This window comes from Pseudomonas sp. LAIL14HWK12:I10 (genome assembly GCF_900184205.1).
Taxonomy (GTDB): Bacteria; Pseudomonadota; Gammaproteobacteria; order Pseudomonadales; family Pseudomonadaceae; genus Aquipseudomonas; species Aquipseudomonas kermanshahensis.
Genome location: NZ_FXWU01000014.1, coordinates 98144 through 113923, shown reverse-complemented (window position 1 = coordinate 113923; position 15780 = coordinate 98144). Strand labels below are relative to the sequence as shown.

The window sequence follows — 15780 nt, the reverse complement described above, 5'->3', positions numbered from 1 at the left end:
AGCAATCTCAAATGACTATGTGATTTCTCGCATGGTCACTTGTGATGCTGATAATCTTTGTGACTATCAGTCCATACTCACAAGCACCCACACGAATTGCTTGATTCAATTTGTTAAAGAGCGTTTGGTTAAGAGCTTTTCGTCTCAACCGAGGCGCGCATTCTACGCTTTCCTCAGAGCCTGTCAAGCGTTTATTTTGAAGTTTTTCGCGAGAAACTCGTTTAGCTTCAAACACTTGGCTCGCTGCGATCTCTCGTAGCGGGAGGCGAATCATACAGCGTTTAGAAGCGCTGTCAACCACCTTTTCAACCGCTGACGATCTTTCGATCGAAGCCCTTTCAACACTACCTGAATCGATTAACTCGTTGATACTCAAGGAGTTTCTCGTTCCAATCACGCTGGAAGTGGGGCGCATTATAAGGGGATTCGAAACCCCGTCAACCTTTAATTTCAAAAGCGTGACATCTTGCCCTCTGCCCACGTAAGTGCGCACTATAGTGCACACCCCTACCCGCCCAAGGATCGCCGCGCAGAGATGAACACCCAACCCCGCAGCCTGGCCGCCACCCTCTTCCCTATCGGCCTGCTGCTGATCGCCATGGCATCCATACAGTCCGGTGCGTCACTGGCCAAAAGCATGTTCCCCATCATCGGCGCCCAAGGCACCACAGCCCTGCGCCTGATCTTCGCCAGTATCATCATGCTGCTCATACTGCGCCCATGGCGCGTCCGCATGACCGCCACCACTCTGCGCAATGTCATCATCTATGGCATGGCACTTGGGGGCATGAACTTCCTCTTCTATATGGCACTACAAACAGTACCTATCGGTATCGCCGTGGCACTGGAGTTCACGGGGCCACTGGCGGTGGCGATCTTCTCCTCGCGCCGCCCTATCGACTTTCTCTGGATCGCGATGGCGATCGCCGGGCTTCTACTGTTGCTGCCAGCGGGCGATGGCGGCCAGGCTCTGGACCCGGTAGGCGCGGCGTATGCCTTGGGTGCGGGGGTGTGCTGGGCGCTGTATATCCTGTTCGGGCAACGCGCCGGCGCCGAGCACGGCATCCAGAGCGCCGCCCTCGGCGTCGTGGTCGCCGCGCTGTTCGTTGCCCCGATCGGGGTGATTCATGCCGGCAGCGCACTGCTCACCCCAGCGGTCATTCCGATGGCACTGGGTGTCGCGATACTGTCCACCGCCCTGCCCTATAGCCTGGAAATGGTTGCCCTGACCCGCATGCCTGCACGCACCTTCGGCACCCTGATGAGCATCGAGCCGGCGTTTGGCGCACTTTCAGGCCTTCTGTTCCTCGGCGAGGTATTGAGCACCACCCAATGGCTCGCGATTCTCGCCATCATCGTCGCGTCGGTAGGCACCACGCTGTCGATGCGCCAGACGCCAACCCCACCCGTCGCCGCAGACTGATATGAGAACTATTTTCATTTGAGACGGGATTAGTGATTGTAGCGGCCCGTCTCGCTGATTAAGCTGTCACACAGAATCAATAACTTTACGCGATCTGGTGGACCGAAGACGGACGCTGGGGATTTTCAGGAAGACAGCAGTGACAACGACAGGGCCCGACAAATGATCCGCCCTGCATTTAAGGAAGGGAATGAAACGTATTTTGCTCATTCTGGCCATTTTGGCTATTGCTGGATGTGCCGCCACGGCCAAGACTGAGGTCAAAAAGGGGAAGAAAGGCCTGCATATCAATTGCTCCGGCCTCTCCTCATCGTGGGATAACTGCTACAGCAAGGCCGCCACCTCCTGTAGCACCCGCGGTTACAAAGTCATTGCTCGCTCCGGCGATACCGACGAAGAGCAAGGCGATTACCTGTTCGGTATCAATCCAGCTGGCTATACCAGCCGCAGCATGATCGTCATCTGCAAGTGATGACTACCAGGCATTGAGTTCAAAGGGGCAGCGCGAGCGCTGCCCTTTTTATTCGTCATCGCAGCGGCGCGGTACGCGCCTGCAGCCATGCCAGCGCCTCGCCCTTCAACAGCGGCGCAAGACGCTCATGCACACTCGCGTGGTAACCGTTCAGCCACGCCAACTCTTCCTTGGCAAGCAACTCGGGCAACAGGCAGCGTGTGTCGATCGGGCAAAGCGTCAAGGTCTCGAAGTTCAGGAAATCGCCGAACACACTCTTGCCCGCTTCCCGGCTAACCACCAGGTTCTCAATGCGCACGCCCCACTCACGCGGCCGGTAAGTACCCGGCTCGATCGAACTGATCATGCCCGCCTGCATGGCCGTTTGGGGCGCGGGCGCCGCCTGATAGGCAATCACCTGCGGCCCTTCGTGTACGTTCATGAAGTAACCCACGCCATGGCCGGTGCCGTGGCCATAGTCCACCTGATCGGCCCAGATCGGTGCCCGGGCAATGGCATCGAGCAGCGGCGAGAGGATCCCGCGGGGGAAGGTGGCGCGCGATAGCGCAATCATGCCCTTGAGCACACGCGTGCAATCCTGCTTCTGCTCAAGCGTAGGGTTACCCACCGGCACCATCCGAGTAATGTCGGTAGTCCCCCCCAGGTACTGCCCCCCGGAATCGATCAGCAGTAAACCGTCACCTTCGATGATGGCATGCGACTGCTCGGTGGCGCGGTAATGAGGCATCGCGCCATTGCCATTAAAGGCGGCAATGGTCGAGAAACTCAAGGACACGAAGTCTGGACGGCGGGCACGGGCGGCGCTCAATCGCTCATCGACCGTCAGCTCGGTAATGACCTCATGGCCCAGAGACGCCTCGAACCAGGCGAAAAATTCGCACAAGGCGGCGCCATCCTGCTCCATGGCCCGGCGAATATGCACAAGATCATCCTCACCCTTGCACGACTTGCTCAGCGTGGTGGGGTTAACCCCCTCGACCAGCTCAACGCCTGAGGGCAGGTTTTCCAGCAGACCGCAGGTGACACGCGCCGGGTCGACCATCAGGCGACTGCCTGAAGGCACGGCGCCCAGGGCCTGACCGATTTCGGCATAGTCACGTACCTCAATGCCATCAACCGCCAACACTTGGCGCAGATGCTCATCGACCTTGTCCTGGCCCACGAACACCGTCGTCTGCTGCTGACTGATCAGGGCAAAGGAAACAAACACCGGGTTGTAGGACACATCACTGCCACGCAGATTGAAGAGCCAGGCGATGTCATCCAGGGTGGCTATGAAATGCCAGTCAGCGCCTTTGGCCTTCAAAGCCTCACGCAACTGGGCGAGTTTGTCTGCCCGGTTCTGCGTGGCATGCGGCGGCAAGTGTTGGTAGACCGGGTTGCTCGGCAGCGACGGGCGCCCCTCCCAAACCTTGCCAAGCACGTCCTTGTCCGTCACCAGCCGCACATCCCGGGCCTTCAGACGCTCACCCAGCAAACGCGCCGACGCCAAGGCCATGACAGCACCGTCCACTGCCACGACACCCTGTGGCTCGACATGCTCACCCAGCCATTCCAGCGCGCCCGGTTTGCCTGGCAGCAGCTTCATCAGCTCGATGCCACTGCCTGCCAGCTCATGCTCGGCCTGCTCCCAATAGCGGCTGTCAACCCAGAGCCCGGCAAACCCCGCCGTGACCACCAGCGTGCCGACCGACCCCTGAAAACCGGACAACCATTGGCGCCCCTGCCAGAAACCAGGCAGATACTCGGAAAGATGAGGGTCGGCCGAGGGCACCAGCAGCGCATCGACCCCCTCTGCGGCCATGGCCTGACGCACCCGCGCCAGGCGCTCCGGCACAGCTTGCTCTATCGTGGTCTGAACGTTCATGCGCACTCCTGCGAAAACATCTCTACTGATTTCAGACTATCGATAATGGTACAGCCACCCCTGCCCTGCAATCACGGCGACCGGCCTGCGGCATGCATTGCCCATCACGCCCTCTGCAATCAGGACATTTCCTACAGCAGAACCAGGACCACCGATCACATCCTGCTGAACTTCCCAAAAACCCCGGCTTCACACCAAGTACATTCATTGCAGACAGGCCACCCCCTATGCCCGCTGCCGGTGACGCGAAAACCGCCGTTGTGCTGCTCGACACCCGCCAGCACACGCCTGACCATGAACATGCTGTACACCTCAAGCTTGCCGATGGCCTGGCGCAATTGCTGGGTTGCGCACACGTGCATCTCGACCCGCCCTCCACGCCCAGCGACCGCTACTACTACCTGCCGACCGAAACGCTGATCGACCCGCAGCGCCATGCAGCCTTGGGCATCCGCACCGAACAGGACCTGTTCGGCGGGCTGGTCGCTTTTCCTTATATGGCGACCAAGGCGATTTCCCACCCGCTGCCGGCCGCCGCCAGCTTTCCCCCAGGCTGGACCGACGCCTTCGCCCTCCAGGCCAGCGATGCCCTGCTGCGGGGCTACACCGTATTCAGCAAGGCCGACGCCCGCAATGCCGCACGCTTGCTCCTGCTCGATGGCCCTCTACGGATCAAGCCGGTGCTGGCCTGTGCCGGGCGGGGGCAGCAGGTCATCGACACACTGGATGCGCTGGAGCCGTTGCTGGCCGACATGGACGACCAAGACCTGGCCGTCTGGGGGTTGGTGCTCGAAGAAGACCTGAGCGAGGTGCAGACCTTCAGTGTTGGCCAAGTGCGTGTCGCCGGCCTGACCTGTAGCTACCACGGCACTCAGCAACTGACGCACGACCACCAGGGCACAGAGGTCTATGGCGGCTCCGATCTGGTCGTAGTGCGCGGTGATTACCAGGCGTTGCTGCAACTGCCGTTGGAAGACCACCTGCGCCTGGCGATCAACCAGGCCATGGTCTACGAACGTGCCGCGGAGCAGCACTTCCCAGGCTTCGTGGCGTCAAGACGTAACTACGACATTGCCCGCGGCACCAACGCCCAAGGCCATGTACGCAGCGGCGTGCTTGAACAATCCTGGCGTCTGGGCGGTGCCAGCAGTGCAGAACTGCTGGCCCTGCAGGCCTTCGCTGCTGAGCCGACACTGCAGCGGGTGCGTGCTTCCACCCATGAAGTGTTCGGCACGCCCGACCTGCCCACTGACGCCACTCTCTTCTACCAAGGAATCGACAGTGAACTCGGACAACTCAGCAAATTTGCGCGGATTCGCGAACATGAGCATTCAGAGTGAGACCATTGAGCTGCACGTCGAGAATGACAGCATCGTCGGCACCCTGGTCAGCCCTGGCAGCAAGATGCCCGGCATACTCTTCGTCCACGGCTGGGGCGGTAGCCAGCAACGCGACCTGGCCCGCGCCCGACACATTACCGGGCTGGGGTGCGTGTGCATGACCTTCGACTTGCGCGGGCACGAAAAGACCGAAAGCCAACGCCTGACCGTCAGCCGCGAACAGAACCTCAACGACCTGCTGGCAGCCTACGACCGCCTGGTCAGTCACCCCAGCGTGGACAGCAATTCCATCGCCATCATTGGCAGCAGCTATGGCGGTTACCTGGCCACCTTGTTGACGCGGTTGCGGGCAGTAAGGTGGCTGGCAATGCGGGTGCCTGCCCTGTACTGGGACGATGAGTGGGAAACCCCCAAGCAAACCCTTGATCGGCAGCGGCTGAACGCCTACCGCCAGCGCCAGCTTGGCCCGGCGGATAACCGCGCACTGGCCGCGTGCGCCGAATTCGGCGGCGATGTGTTACTGGTGGAGTCCGAACATGATGACTATGTACCCCACAGCACACTGATGAGCTACCGCTCGGCATTCATCAGCGCCCATTCGCTGACCCACCGCATTGTCGACGGTGCCGACCACGCCTTGTCCAGCGAAGAAAGCCAGAAAGCCTACAGCTCGATTCTCGCGTCATGGATCAGCGAGATGGTCATTGGCGCACGCCTGGACCGCTACCCACACTACGCGCCCTGGTATGCCTAAGGCTCACCGACCTGGCAGTGCAGGCCACCGTCGGCATTGCGGACCAGGCTACGCAATGTCTGGTAGGCCGCGAAGTTGACGCCCCGCGCCTGGTGCTGGCACAGCAGGTCGAGAAAGGGTTCTTCAACGAAACAGTCTGCGGCCGCCGCCCAGGCCTGGCGCGATTGCCATTGCAGGTACTGGAGGACCCGGCTGCCATCGTCACTGGCCTGGATGCTCACGCCCTGCAAGCCCTCACAACCTGCGGCCAATGCTTCGCTGCGTACCACCAGGGCCTGGGCCAGCGCCACTTGCTGCAGCGCAGGCACTTCGTATTCGATCATCTGGGTAAACCACAGAGAATGAGGCGTAGCCGTCATGAAAAGTCTCCTTGCTCCGGACGCCAATGGCGTGATGCTGAGCAGGGTAAAACCTCAAGTTAAGTCAAGGTCAAGTGTTTTTTGCTGCCGCACGAGCGGCCGCTGGTTCAACCTGAAACCGCAAAGCGTCGTCGATATTCACTGGGCGTCAAACCGGTGATGCGCTGAAACACTTTGCGAAAAGCGCCCGGGTCCTGATAACCCACACCCCAGGCAATTTGTTCGACATTGCGCCGGGTAAATTCCAGCAACCGACAGGCGCGCCCTACCCGTACTTGTTGGCAATACTCGGTCGGGCGTAAACCGGTGGCAGCTCGAAAGCGCCGTAGAAAGGTCCGCTCCTCAAGGCCTGCACAAGCGGCCATGGCGGCCAGGTCGGCATCCTGCCCACCATTGCCCTGTAACCAGTGCTGCACTTTGAGCACTGCCTCATCGCCATGGTCCAGGCGGGGGTTGAACAATGCCCCCGGCAACGGCGCCGCCACGGGTTCGACAGCCAGGTAGCGAGCTGTCTCGCGCGCCACCGTCGCCCCCATAAACCGCTCCAGCAGGCGCAAGCCCAGCTCGGTCCAGGCCATCAGCCCGGCCGACGTCATGATGTCACCGTCGTCCAGCAGCGGCTGGTTCGCCTCCACCCGCACCAATGGAAAACGCTGTGCAAGCGCTTGCACGTAGTTCCAATGGGTACAGGCCGGGCGCCCGTCGAGCAGCCCACTGGCCGCGATGAAAAACACGCCGATGCACACCGACGCCAGCACCGTGCCGCGCCCATGGAGCTGATTCAAGGGCAGGCGATGGCGCGCAAGCAGCTCAGCGTGTGGCGCCGAGTCCAGGCTTGGCGGAATGATCATCACCCTCAGCGCCGTGGCCGCCTCAGAGCCGCTATCCTCAACCCACTGCAACAACCCCGCTTCATCGACCTGCCAGTGGCTGACGCGGATCTGCGGCAGCTCGACAGCGCCCAACTCGGCGGCAACCCGGTTGGCCACCGTGAACAGGTCGGTCAGGCCATGCACGGCCGCACGCTGCGCCCCTGGGTAAAGCAGCAGGCCGATATCCAGGCGCGCAGGGTTGTCAGTTTTTGCCCTCATTGTGTCGGTCGTGCCAATCCTCAGGTCGAAGCGCACAGCCTATAACTATCGTCATCCAACGACCACTGCCGCAGGAGGCAACATGAGCAAGCAAGCGCTGATCATCATCGACATCCAGAACGACTATTTCCCCGGTGGCAAATGGACCCTCGACGGCGCAGTCAAGGCAGCCGACAACGCCGCCCGGCTATTGGCGGCCGCGCGTGAGCGGGGCGACCTGGTGGTGCATGTGCGGCATGAGTTCGAAAGTGCCGATGCGCCGTTCTTCGCACCGAACTCCCCCGGCGCGGCCATCCACGCCAAGGTGCAACCCAAGGCGGGCGAGCCGGTGGTGCTCAAGCACAAGGTCAATGCGTTTCTCGGTACCGACCTCAAGCACACGCTGGACCAGCAAGGGATCGAGGCACTGACCATCGTCGGCAGCATGAGCCACATGTGCATCGATGCAGCGACCCGCGCCGCCGCCGATTATGGCTACGACGTGACTGTGGCTCACGACGCCTGCGCGACCTTGCCGCTGGCGTTCGATGGCAAACAGGTGCCGGCGGCCCATGTACACGACTCGGCAATGGCGGCCCTGGCGTTTGCCTACGCCAAGGTGGTGAAGACCGATGAGCTGCTCGGCAAATGATCGCGCCCCGCCTTTAAGGCGAGTGTCAGATCACTACATTGCGCACAAAGCGCACCGCCACGACGCCATCGTTGCGGTAGGCGTAGCGGCAGTTACTGGGGAAGACATGAAACTGGCCAACCTGCAGGCAATACTCGGCCTGTTCGATGACTAATGTGAGCTGCCCTTCGGCCACATAGATCTGCTCGCTCCAACCATCGGCATCGGCCTCGCTGACATAGCACTCGCCCGGTGCCAGGGTCCACTCCCAGAGTTCGACCTCACGCCGGGCGGTGCTGCTACCCAGCAGCACTGCCTTGCTTTGCGGATGCTCACCGGCCCAGGCCAGTTCGTCGATGCGGCTGGGGTCGCGCCGCTCGGGCGCCTGGATCAACGTACTGAACGCCACCCCCAAGGCTTCGGCGATCAAATCGAGCGTGGTAAGGCTGACATTCTTCTCACCCGCCTCGATCGCCACCAACATGCGTCGGCTGACGCCAGAACGCTCGGCCAAGGCAGACTGGCTCATACCCGCTGCGTGACGCAGGCTGCGTACGTTGAGGCTAACATGCTGTAACACCGATGCCCGGTGCGTGGAGTTTTTGTGCACTGTATTGCTCGCTGATCGTGACTGCGCAGTATACTGCCCACTTTGCGCAGATTGTGCGCCGCCCCCTCCGAGTGCGCAAGACCATGAGCCAACCCACCTGCAAGCCCAATACACGCGTTTCTTTGCGCCTGAGCAAAGCCGAACTGATGCTGGTGTTCATCACCATGCTGTGGGGTGGCACCTTCTTGCTGGTGCATAACGTGATGACGGTCAGCGGCCCGATGTTCTTCGTCGGCCTGCGCTTTGCTGCGGCGGCGTTGTTCGTTGGCGCGATCTCGGCACGCGCGCTGTCGGGGCTGACCTTTACCGAACTCAAGGCGGGCGTACTGATCGGCGTCTCGATCATGCTTGGCTACGGCTTGCAGACCATGGGCCTGCAAACCATCAGCAGCAGCCAGTCCGCGTTCATCACCGCGCTGTATGTACCCTTCGTGCCGTTGTTGCAATGGCTGGTGCTTGGCCGTCGCCCCGGCCTGATGCCGAGCGTCGGCATCTGCCTGGCATTCCTTGGCCTGATGTTGCTGGCAGGGCCGGAAGGCGGCAGCTTGCACTTCAGCGAAGGCGAGATGGTGACCCTGGTCAGCGCCATCGCCATCGCCGGCGAGATCATCCTGATCAGCCGCTATGCCGGCCAGGTCGATGTGCGCCGCGTGACCGTGGTGCAGCTGGCCACCGCGTCGTTGCTGTCATTCCTGATGATCGTGCCGACCCAGGAGCGCCTCCCCGACTTCTCCTGGCTGTTGGTGATGAGTGCGGTGGGGCTCGGCGCCATGAGCGCAGTGATCCAGCTGGCCATGAACTGGGCACAAAAGTCCGTTTCACCCACCCGCGCCACGCTGATCTATGCGGGCGAGCCTGTGTGGGCCGGGATCGTTGGGCGCATCGCCGGCGAGCGTCTGCCCGGTGTGGCGTTGATTGGCGGGCTGCTGATCGTGATCGCCGTGGTGGTCAGCGAATTGAAGGTGCGCCGCCCCCGCGAAAGCGCCACAACGCGCGAAGCGCAGGATGAAGCCGAGCACCAAACAGGCCTGTAAACCGGCCAACTCCAGCTATGCTTTGTAAAAAACTGTTATAAAAAAATACCTTGTAACACCGTATTTGTACGATTCTGCGACAGCTTGCGTGTTGGTGATCAACTGCTCGGCACGTATGATCCTTGGCAAACCTCTCCAGAATAGAACGCTATGTCCTTGATAGTGCTATTGCTTCTGCCGTTCGTGGGCAGTTGCCTGGCAGCCGTGCTGCCGCACAACGCACGAAACGCCGAGTCCATACTCGCCGGGCTTGTCGCCTTGGTCGGTACGGTCCAGGTAGCACTGCTGTACCCCCAAGTTGCCCATGGTGGCGTGATTCGCGAGGAATTCCTCTGGCTGCCCAGCCTGGGGTTGAACCTTGTATTGCGCATGGACGGCTTCGCCTGGCTGTTCTCGCTGCTGGTACTGGGCATCGGCACACTGGTGTCGCTGTACGCCCGCTACTACATGTCGCCGCAGGATCCGGTACCGCGCTTCTTCGCCTTCTTCCTCGCGTTCATGGGCGCCATGCTGGGCCTGGTGATCTCCGGTAACCTGATCCAGCTGGTGTTCTTCTGGGAGCTGACCAGCCTGTTCTCGTTCCTGCTGATCGGCTATTGGCACCACCGCGCCGACGCCCGCCGCGGCGCCTACATGGCGCTGATGGTCACCGGTGCCGGCGGCCTGTGCTTGCTGGTCGGGGCGCTACTACTGGGCCATGTGGTCGGCAGCTACGACCTGGACAAGGTCCTGGCTGCCGGCGACCTCATCCGCCAGCACGCACTGTACCCAGTGCTGCTGCCTTTGATCCTGATTGGCGCCTTGAGCAAGAGTGCGCAGTTCCCCTTCCAGTTCTGGCTGCCCCACGCGATGGCAGCACCTACGCCGGTCTCCGCCTATCTGCATTCGGCAACCATGGTCAAGGCCGGGGTGTTCCTGCTGGCGCGGCTTTGGCCTGTGCTGTCAGGCAGCGAGGAGTGGTTCTGGATCGTCGGCGGCGCCGGCGCCATCACGTTGCTGCTCGGCGCCTTCGCCGCGATGTTCCAGAACGACCTCAAGGGCCTGCTGGCCTACTCCACCATCAGCCACCTGGGCCTGATCACCCTGTTGCTAGGCCTCAATAGCCCACTGGCAGCGGTCGCCGCGGTGTTCCATATTCTCAACCATGCCACCTTCAAGGCCTCGCTGTTCATGGCCGCCGGCATCATCGACCACGAGAGCGGCACACGCGATATCCGACGGCTTAGCGGCCTGATCCGCCTGGTGCCCTACACCGCGACCCTGGCCATGGTAGCCAGCGCTTCGATGGCCGGCGTGCCGCTGATGAACGGCTTCCTGTCCAAAGAGATGTTCTTCGCCGAAACGGTATTCATCAGCTCCACCGCCTGGGTCGAAACCGCCCTACCGGTAATCGCCACCCTGGCCGGTACATTCAGCGTGGCCTACGCCCTGCGCTTCACGGTCGATGTGTTCTTCGGGCCACCCGCCCAGGACCTGCCCCATACCCCCCACGAACCGCCGCGCTGGATGCGTGCGCCGGTCGAGTTGCTGGTGCTCACCTGCCTGGTGGTCGGTATTTTCCCCGCGCAGTCGGTAGGCCCGCTGCTGGCGGCGGCAGCCCTGCCGGTGGTGGGCGGTACGTTACCGGAATACAGCCTGGCCATCTGGCACGGCTGGAATGCACCCTTGATCATGAGCCTGATCGCCATGAGCGGCGGGATCGTGCTGTACCTGCTGCTGCGCAAGCAGTTGCGCCTGGGGCGCTTCCCTTATCCGCCGCTGATCGAGCGCTTCAATGGCAAGCGCCTGTTCGAGCATGGCCAGGTCCACCTGATGCTGTTGGCCCGGCGAATCGAAAACCTGCTGACCACGCGCCGCCTGCAATCGCAGTTGTTCATGCTGGTGCTGGCGGCGTTTCTGGCCGGCCTCACGCCCATGCTCTACAGCGGCCTGACCTGGGGCGAGCGCCCGAAAATCCCGGGCTCCGGTGTATTCGTCGCACTCTGGCTGATCGCCATCGCCTGCGCCATCGGCGCCGCCTACCAAGCCAAGTATCACCGCCTGGCCGCCTTGATCATGGTCAGTGTCTGCGGCCTGATGACCTGCATCACCTTCGTCTGGTTCTCGGCGCCCGACCTGGCCCTGACTCAACTGGTTGTGGAAGTGGTCACCACCGTGCTGATCCTGCTCGGCCTGCGCTGGCTGCCGCGCCGTATCGAGGGCGTTTCGCCGCTGCCCGGCAGCCTGGAGCGCGCCCGCATGCGTCGCCTGCGCGACCTGTTGCTGGCAGTGCTGGTGGGCGGCGGCATGGCGGTTCTGTCCTATGCCATGCTGACCCGGCCGACCCCCAACGACATTTCTTCGTTCTACCTGAGCCGCGCCCTGCCCCAGGGCGGCGGCACCAATGTGGTCAATGTGATGCTGGTCGATTTCCGTGGCTTCGACACCCTCGGTGAAATCACCGTGCTGGTCGCCGTGGCCCTGACCGTATTCGCCCTGCTGCGACGCTTCCGCCCACCCAAAGAGAGCATGCAGCTACCCGCCCAGCAACGCCAGCTGGCGCCCGACTTGGTCACCGACCTGATCAACCCGCGCCACGCTACGGACACCGCGCTAGGCTTCATGATGGTGCCTGCGGTGCTGGTGCGGCTGTTGCTGCCGATCGCCCTGCTGGTATCGATGTACCTGTTCATGCGCGGCCACAACCAGCCGGGCGGCGGCTTTGTCGCAGGCCTGGTGATGTCGGTGGCGTTCATCCTGCAGTACATGGTCGCCGGTACCCAGTGGGTCGAAGCGCAGATGAGCCTACGCCCACTGCGCTGGATGGGCACTGGCCTGCTCTGCGCGACCCTGACCGGGGTAGGCGCCATGCTGCTCGGCTACCCCTTCCTGACCACGCACACCGCCCACTTGCACCTGCCCGTGCTGGGTGATGTGCATGTGGCCAGCGCGCTGTTCTTCGACGTCGGCGTGTACACCGTGGTGGTCGGCTCGACCCTGCTGATCCTCACTGCCTTGGCGCACCAATCGGTGCGTGCCTACCGCCCGGGCAACCCGTCGAAATCCAGCCAAGCAGGAGCCGCCTGATGGAAGAAGTCATTGCAGTCGCCATCGGTGTACTGGCCGCCTCTGGGGTGTGGTTGATCCTGCGCCCACGGACCTACCAGGTGATCATGGGCCTGTGCCTGTTGTCGTACGGGGTCAACCTGTTCATCTTCAGCATGGGCAGCCTGTTCATCGGCAAGGAACCGATCATCAAGGACGGCGTCACCCAAGACTTGCTGCACTACACCGACCCGCTCCCGCAAGCCTTGGTGCTCACCGCCATCGTCATCAGCTTCGCCATGACCGCGCTGTTTCTGGTCGTGCTGCTGGCCTCGCGCGGCTTGACCGGTACCGACCACGTCGATGGCCGGGAGCGTGACGAATGAGTGGTATGAGTCAACTGATCGTCGCGCCCATCCTGCTGCCCCTCATCACGGCGGCAATCATGCTGTTGCTGGGCGAGAAACACCGGCGGATCAAGGCGCGGCTTAACCTGCTGTCCACCTTCGCCGGCCTGGCCATCGCGGTCAGCCTGCTGCTGTGGGTCCGTACCCAGGGCCAAGCCGAATCGATCGGTGTCTACCTGCCGGGCAACTGGCCTGCACCGTTTGGCATCGTGCTGGTGGTGGACCACCTGTCTGCCTTGCTGCTGACCCTGACCGGCATCATCGGCTTCAGCGCTCTGCTGTTTGCCCGGGCCCGGTGGGACAGTGCCGGCGCCAGCTTCCACGCGCTGTTTCAAATCCAGCTGATGGGGCTGTACGGTGCCTTCCTGACCGCCGACCTGTTCAACCTGTTCGTGTTCTTCGAGGTGCTGCTGGCCGCATCCTACGGTTTGCTGCTGCATGGCTCGGGGCGTGCCAGGGTCAAGGCGGGCCTGCACTATATCGCCATCAACCTGTTCGCTTCGTCGTTGTTCCTGGTGGGCGCGGCGATGCTCTATGGCGTGACAGGCACCCTGAACATGGCCGACCTTGCGCTGAAGATCCCGCTGGTGCCAGAGGCCGACCGAGGCCTGCTGCATGCGGGCGCCGCAATCCTCGCCATGGCGTTTCTGGCCAAGGCCGGTATCTGGCCGCTGAATTTCTGGCTGGTGCCGGCCTACGCTTCGGCCAGCGCACCGGTTGCCGCGCTGTTCGCGATCATGACCAAGGTCGGCCTGTATGCCGTGCTGCGCCTGTGGACGCTGCTCTTCTCCGGGCAGGCCGGCGCCTCCGCGCAGTTTGGCGGCGAGTGGCTGGTGTACGGGGGGCTGGTCACACTGGCTGTGGCCGCGGTCTCGATACTGGCCGCACAGCGCCTGGAACGCATGGCTGCCCTGAGCATCCTGGTGTCCGCCGGCACCCTGCTCGCGGCCGTTGGCTTTGCTCAGCCGGCGTTAACGGGTGCGGCCTTGTTCTACCTGGTCAACTCGACCCTGGCGTTGTGCGCGTTGTTCCTGCTCGCCGAACTGGTCGAGCGCTCGCGCTCAGCCAATGAAGCGCCGCTGGATGACGAAGAAGATGCCATGCCTTCGCCCCTGGAATCGCTGCACCCACCCAAGGGCATCAACCTCGATGACGAACAAAAGGTGGTGATCGGCCAGATCATCCCCTGGACCATGGCCTTCCTCGGCCTAAGCTTCATCGCCTGCGCGCTGCTGATCATCGGCATGCCACCACTGTCGGGCTTCGTCGGCAAACTCAACCTGATCAACGCGCTGTTCAACCCGTTGGGGCTGGGTATAGCGCCGGAGCAACCGCTGACAGCGGCAGGTTGGGGCCTGGTGGCACTGCTGGTGCTGTCCGGCATGGCGTCGTTGATCGCCTTCGGCCGCGTGGGCATCCAGCGTTTCTGGAAGCCCGAAGAGCGCCCCTCGCCGCTGCTGCGTCGTTATGAATGCCTGCCAATCGTCATCCTGCTGGGCCTGTGCATCATCCTCAGCCTCAAGGCCGAGCCGCTGCTGCGCTACACCCAGGACACGGCGGCCAGCCTGCAGGCACCCGATACCTACATCAAAGCGGTGATGGCCGCTCGGCCCATTCCCGGCCCCACCTCCCTCGACGTGGAGGTGCTGCCATGAAGCGCCTGTTTCCCGCCCCACTGCTGTCGGTCTCGCTGTTCGGCCTGTGGTTGCTGCTGAACCTGTCGGTCAGCGCCGGCAACCTGCTGCTGGGTGCCATCCTCGGCATTTTTGCGCCTCTGTTGATGGCCCCCCTACGCCCTCAGCACGCCCATGTGCAGCGGCCTTGGGTAATTGCCAAGTTGATTGGCCGGGTCGGCCTGGATGTGATCGTGTCCAACCTGCTGGTGGCCCGTGGCGTTCTGCGGGCGGGCAAGCAGCCGCCGCGCTCGGCATTCGTGCACATTCCGCTGGCCTTGCGCGATGCCCATGGCTTGGCTGCCCTGTCGATGATCACCACGGTGGTACCTGGCACGGTCTGGTCCGAACTGGCGCTGGACCGCAGTGTGCTGTTGCTGCATGTGTTCGACCTTGAGGATGAAGCCGCCTTCATCGAGCATTTCAAGCACACCTACGAACGCCCGCTGATGGAGATTTTCCAATGACAGGCCTGCTCGCCAACGCTGTACTCGCCAGCCTGTTCATCTTCGCCCTGGCCATGGCCTTGGCACTGATCCGGTTGTTCCGCGGCCCGTCCGCCCAGGACCGGGTGCTGGCACTGGACTACCTGTACATCCTGGCCATGCTGACGATGCTGGTGCTGGGGATCCGTTATGCCAGCGACACCTACTTCGAAGGTGCCCTGCTGATTGCACTGTTCGGCTTTGTCGGCTCGTTCGCCCTGGCCAAGTTCCTGCTACGTGGTGAGGTGATCGAATGACCGAAGCGCTACAACTGCCCTTCTGGCTTGAACTGGTCACCGCTGCGCTGCTGCTGATCGGCAGCCTGTTCGCCCTGATCGGTGCCGTGGGCCTGGTGCGCCTGAAGGATTACTTTCAGCGCATGCACCCACCCGCACTGGCCTCCACCATTGGCGCATGGTGTGTTGCCCTGGCCTCGATCATCTACTTTTCGTGGCTTAAAGAAGGGCCCGTTCTGCACGCCTGGCTGATCCCGATCCTGTTGTCGATCACGGTGCCGGTCACCACACTCTTGCTGGCCAGGGCTGCGCTGTTTCGCAAGCGGATGTCCAAAGAGGCGGTACCTGAAGAAGTCAGTAGCGGCAGCGACCGCGGCCATTGACCGGTTGCAGCC

At 62.3% G+C, this 15780-nt stretch carries 17 protein-coding genes; 12 read left to right on the top strand and 5 right to left on the bottom strand.

The features are described 5' to 3' along the window. Nucleotides 1-7 precede the first annotated feature (7 nt). Nucleotides 8-376, bottom strand: a complete 369-nt coding sequence (locus QOS90_RS24530) for a hypothetical protein (RefSeq protein WP_283600569.1) — start codon at nt 374-376, stop codon at nt 8-10. Nucleotides 377-535: 159 nt separating this feature from the next. Between QOS90_RS24530 and rhtA the strand changes: the two genes are divergently transcribed. Then, on the top strand, nt 536-1423 hold the full coding sequence (gene rhtA / locus QOS90_RS24525) for a threonine/homoserine exporter RhtA (RefSeq protein WP_027596535.1): 888 nt from the start codon (nt 536-538) through the stop codon (nt 1421-1423). Between the two features lie 190 nt (nt 1424-1613). Further along, entirely contained in the window at nt 1614-1895 is a 282-nt protein-coding gene (locus QOS90_RS24520) for a hypothetical protein (protein WP_027596536.1), read from the top strand. Nucleotides 1896-1950: 55 nt separating this feature from the next. Here QOS90_RS24520 and QOS90_RS24515 read toward each other — a convergent pair whose 3' ends face one another. Next, nucleotides 1951-3762, bottom strand: a complete 1812-nt coding sequence (locus QOS90_RS24515; RefSeq protein WP_085274190.1) for an aminopeptidase P family protein — start codon at nt 3760-3762, stop codon at nt 1951-1953. Between the two features lie 227 nt (nt 3763-3989). Between QOS90_RS24515 and QOS90_RS24510 the strand changes: the two genes are divergently transcribed. Further along, nucleotides 3990-5102: a DUF3182 family protein gene (locus QOS90_RS24510; RefSeq protein WP_085274189.1), complete on the top strand. Its 1113-nt coding sequence runs from the start codon at nt 3990-3992 to the stop codon at nt 5100-5102. Continuing rightward, a complete protein-coding gene (locus tag QOS90_RS24505) occupies nt 5086-5856 on the top strand; it encodes an alpha/beta hydrolase family protein (protein ID WP_085274188.1) in 771 nt (256 codons plus the stop codon). The genes QOS90_RS24510 and QOS90_RS24505 overlap by 17 nt, the downstream gene beginning before the upstream one ends. Here QOS90_RS24505 and QOS90_RS24500 read toward each other — a convergent pair. Continuing rightward, nucleotides 5853-6215: an antibiotic biosynthesis monooxygenase gene (locus tag QOS90_RS24500; RefSeq protein WP_085274187.1), complete on the bottom strand. Its 363-nt coding sequence runs from the start codon at nt 6213-6215 to the stop codon at nt 5853-5855. The genes QOS90_RS24505 and QOS90_RS24500 overlap by 4 nt on opposite strands. 107 nt (nt 6216-6322) lie before the next feature. Continuing rightward, nucleotides 6323-7306 (bottom strand): GlxA family transcriptional regulator, encoded by a 984-nt coding sequence (locus QOS90_RS24495; protein WP_085274186.1) that lies wholly within the window; start codon nt 7304-7306, stop codon nt 6323-6325. Between the two features lie 82 nt (nt 7307-7388). Between QOS90_RS24495 and QOS90_RS24490 the strand changes: the two genes are divergently transcribed. Continuing rightward, a complete protein-coding gene (locus tag QOS90_RS24490) occupies nt 7389-7937 on the top strand; it encodes a cysteine hydrolase family protein (protein ID WP_085274185.1) in 549 nt (182 codons plus the stop codon). 25 nt (nt 7938-7962) lie between these two features. Here the strand turns inward: QOS90_RS24490 and QOS90_RS24485 are convergent, their stop codons facing one another. Next, nucleotides 7963-8526, bottom strand: a complete 564-nt coding sequence (locus tag QOS90_RS24485; protein ID WP_085274184.1) for a helix-turn-helix domain-containing protein — start codon at nt 8524-8526, stop codon at nt 7963-7965. An 83-nt stretch (nt 8527-8609) separates the two neighbouring features. On the opposite strand from QOS90_RS24485, the gene QOS90_RS24480 reads away from it, so the two are divergent. The 7 genes from QOS90_RS24480 (at nt 8610) to QOS90_RS24450 (ending at nt 15768) form a co-directional block, all read left to right on the top strand. Then, complete coding sequence (locus tag QOS90_RS24480; protein WP_027596544.1) at nt 8610-9560, top strand: DMT family transporter; 951 nt, start codon at nt 8610-8612, stop codon at nt 9558-9560. Between the two features lie 150 nt (nt 9561-9710). Continuing rightward, on the top strand, nt 9711-12626 hold the full coding sequence (locus tag QOS90_RS24475; RefSeq protein WP_085274183.1) for a monovalent cation/H+ antiporter subunit A: 2916 nt from the start codon (nt 9711-9713) through the stop codon (nt 12624-12626). After that, nucleotides 12626-12970 carry a Na+/H+ antiporter subunit C gene (locus tag QOS90_RS24470; RefSeq protein WP_003250128.1) on the top strand — a complete coding sequence of 115 codons (345 nt, stop codon included), beginning with the start codon at nt 12626-12628 and terminating at the stop codon, nt 12968-12970. The genes QOS90_RS24475 and QOS90_RS24470 overlap by 1 nt, the downstream gene beginning before the upstream one ends. After that, nucleotides 12967-14646 (top strand): monovalent cation/H+ antiporter subunit D, encoded by a 1680-nt coding sequence (locus tag QOS90_RS24465; protein ID WP_027596546.1) that lies wholly within the window; start codon nt 12967-12969, stop codon nt 14644-14646. Before QOS90_RS24470 ends, QOS90_RS24465 begins: the two co-directional genes overlap by 4 nt. After that, on the top strand, nt 14643-15131 hold the full coding sequence (locus tag QOS90_RS24460; RefSeq protein WP_027596547.1) for a Na+/H+ antiporter subunit E: 489 nt from the start codon (nt 14643-14645) through the stop codon (nt 15129-15131). Before QOS90_RS24465 ends, QOS90_RS24460 begins: the two co-directional genes overlap by 4 nt. Next, nucleotides 15128-15406 carry a K+/H+ antiporter subunit F gene (locus QOS90_RS24455; protein ID WP_003259015.1) on the top strand — a complete coding sequence of 93 codons (279 nt, stop codon included), beginning with the start codon at nt 15128-15130 and terminating at the stop codon, nt 15404-15406. Before QOS90_RS24460 ends, QOS90_RS24455 begins: the two co-directional genes overlap by 4 nt. Further along, nucleotides 15403-15768 (top strand): Na+/H+ antiporter subunit G, encoded by a 366-nt coding sequence (locus tag QOS90_RS24450; RefSeq protein WP_027596548.1) that lies wholly within the window; start codon nt 15403-15405, stop codon nt 15766-15768. The genes QOS90_RS24455 and QOS90_RS24450 overlap by 4 nt, the downstream gene beginning before the upstream one ends. Nucleotides 15769-15780 lie beyond the last annotated feature (12 nt).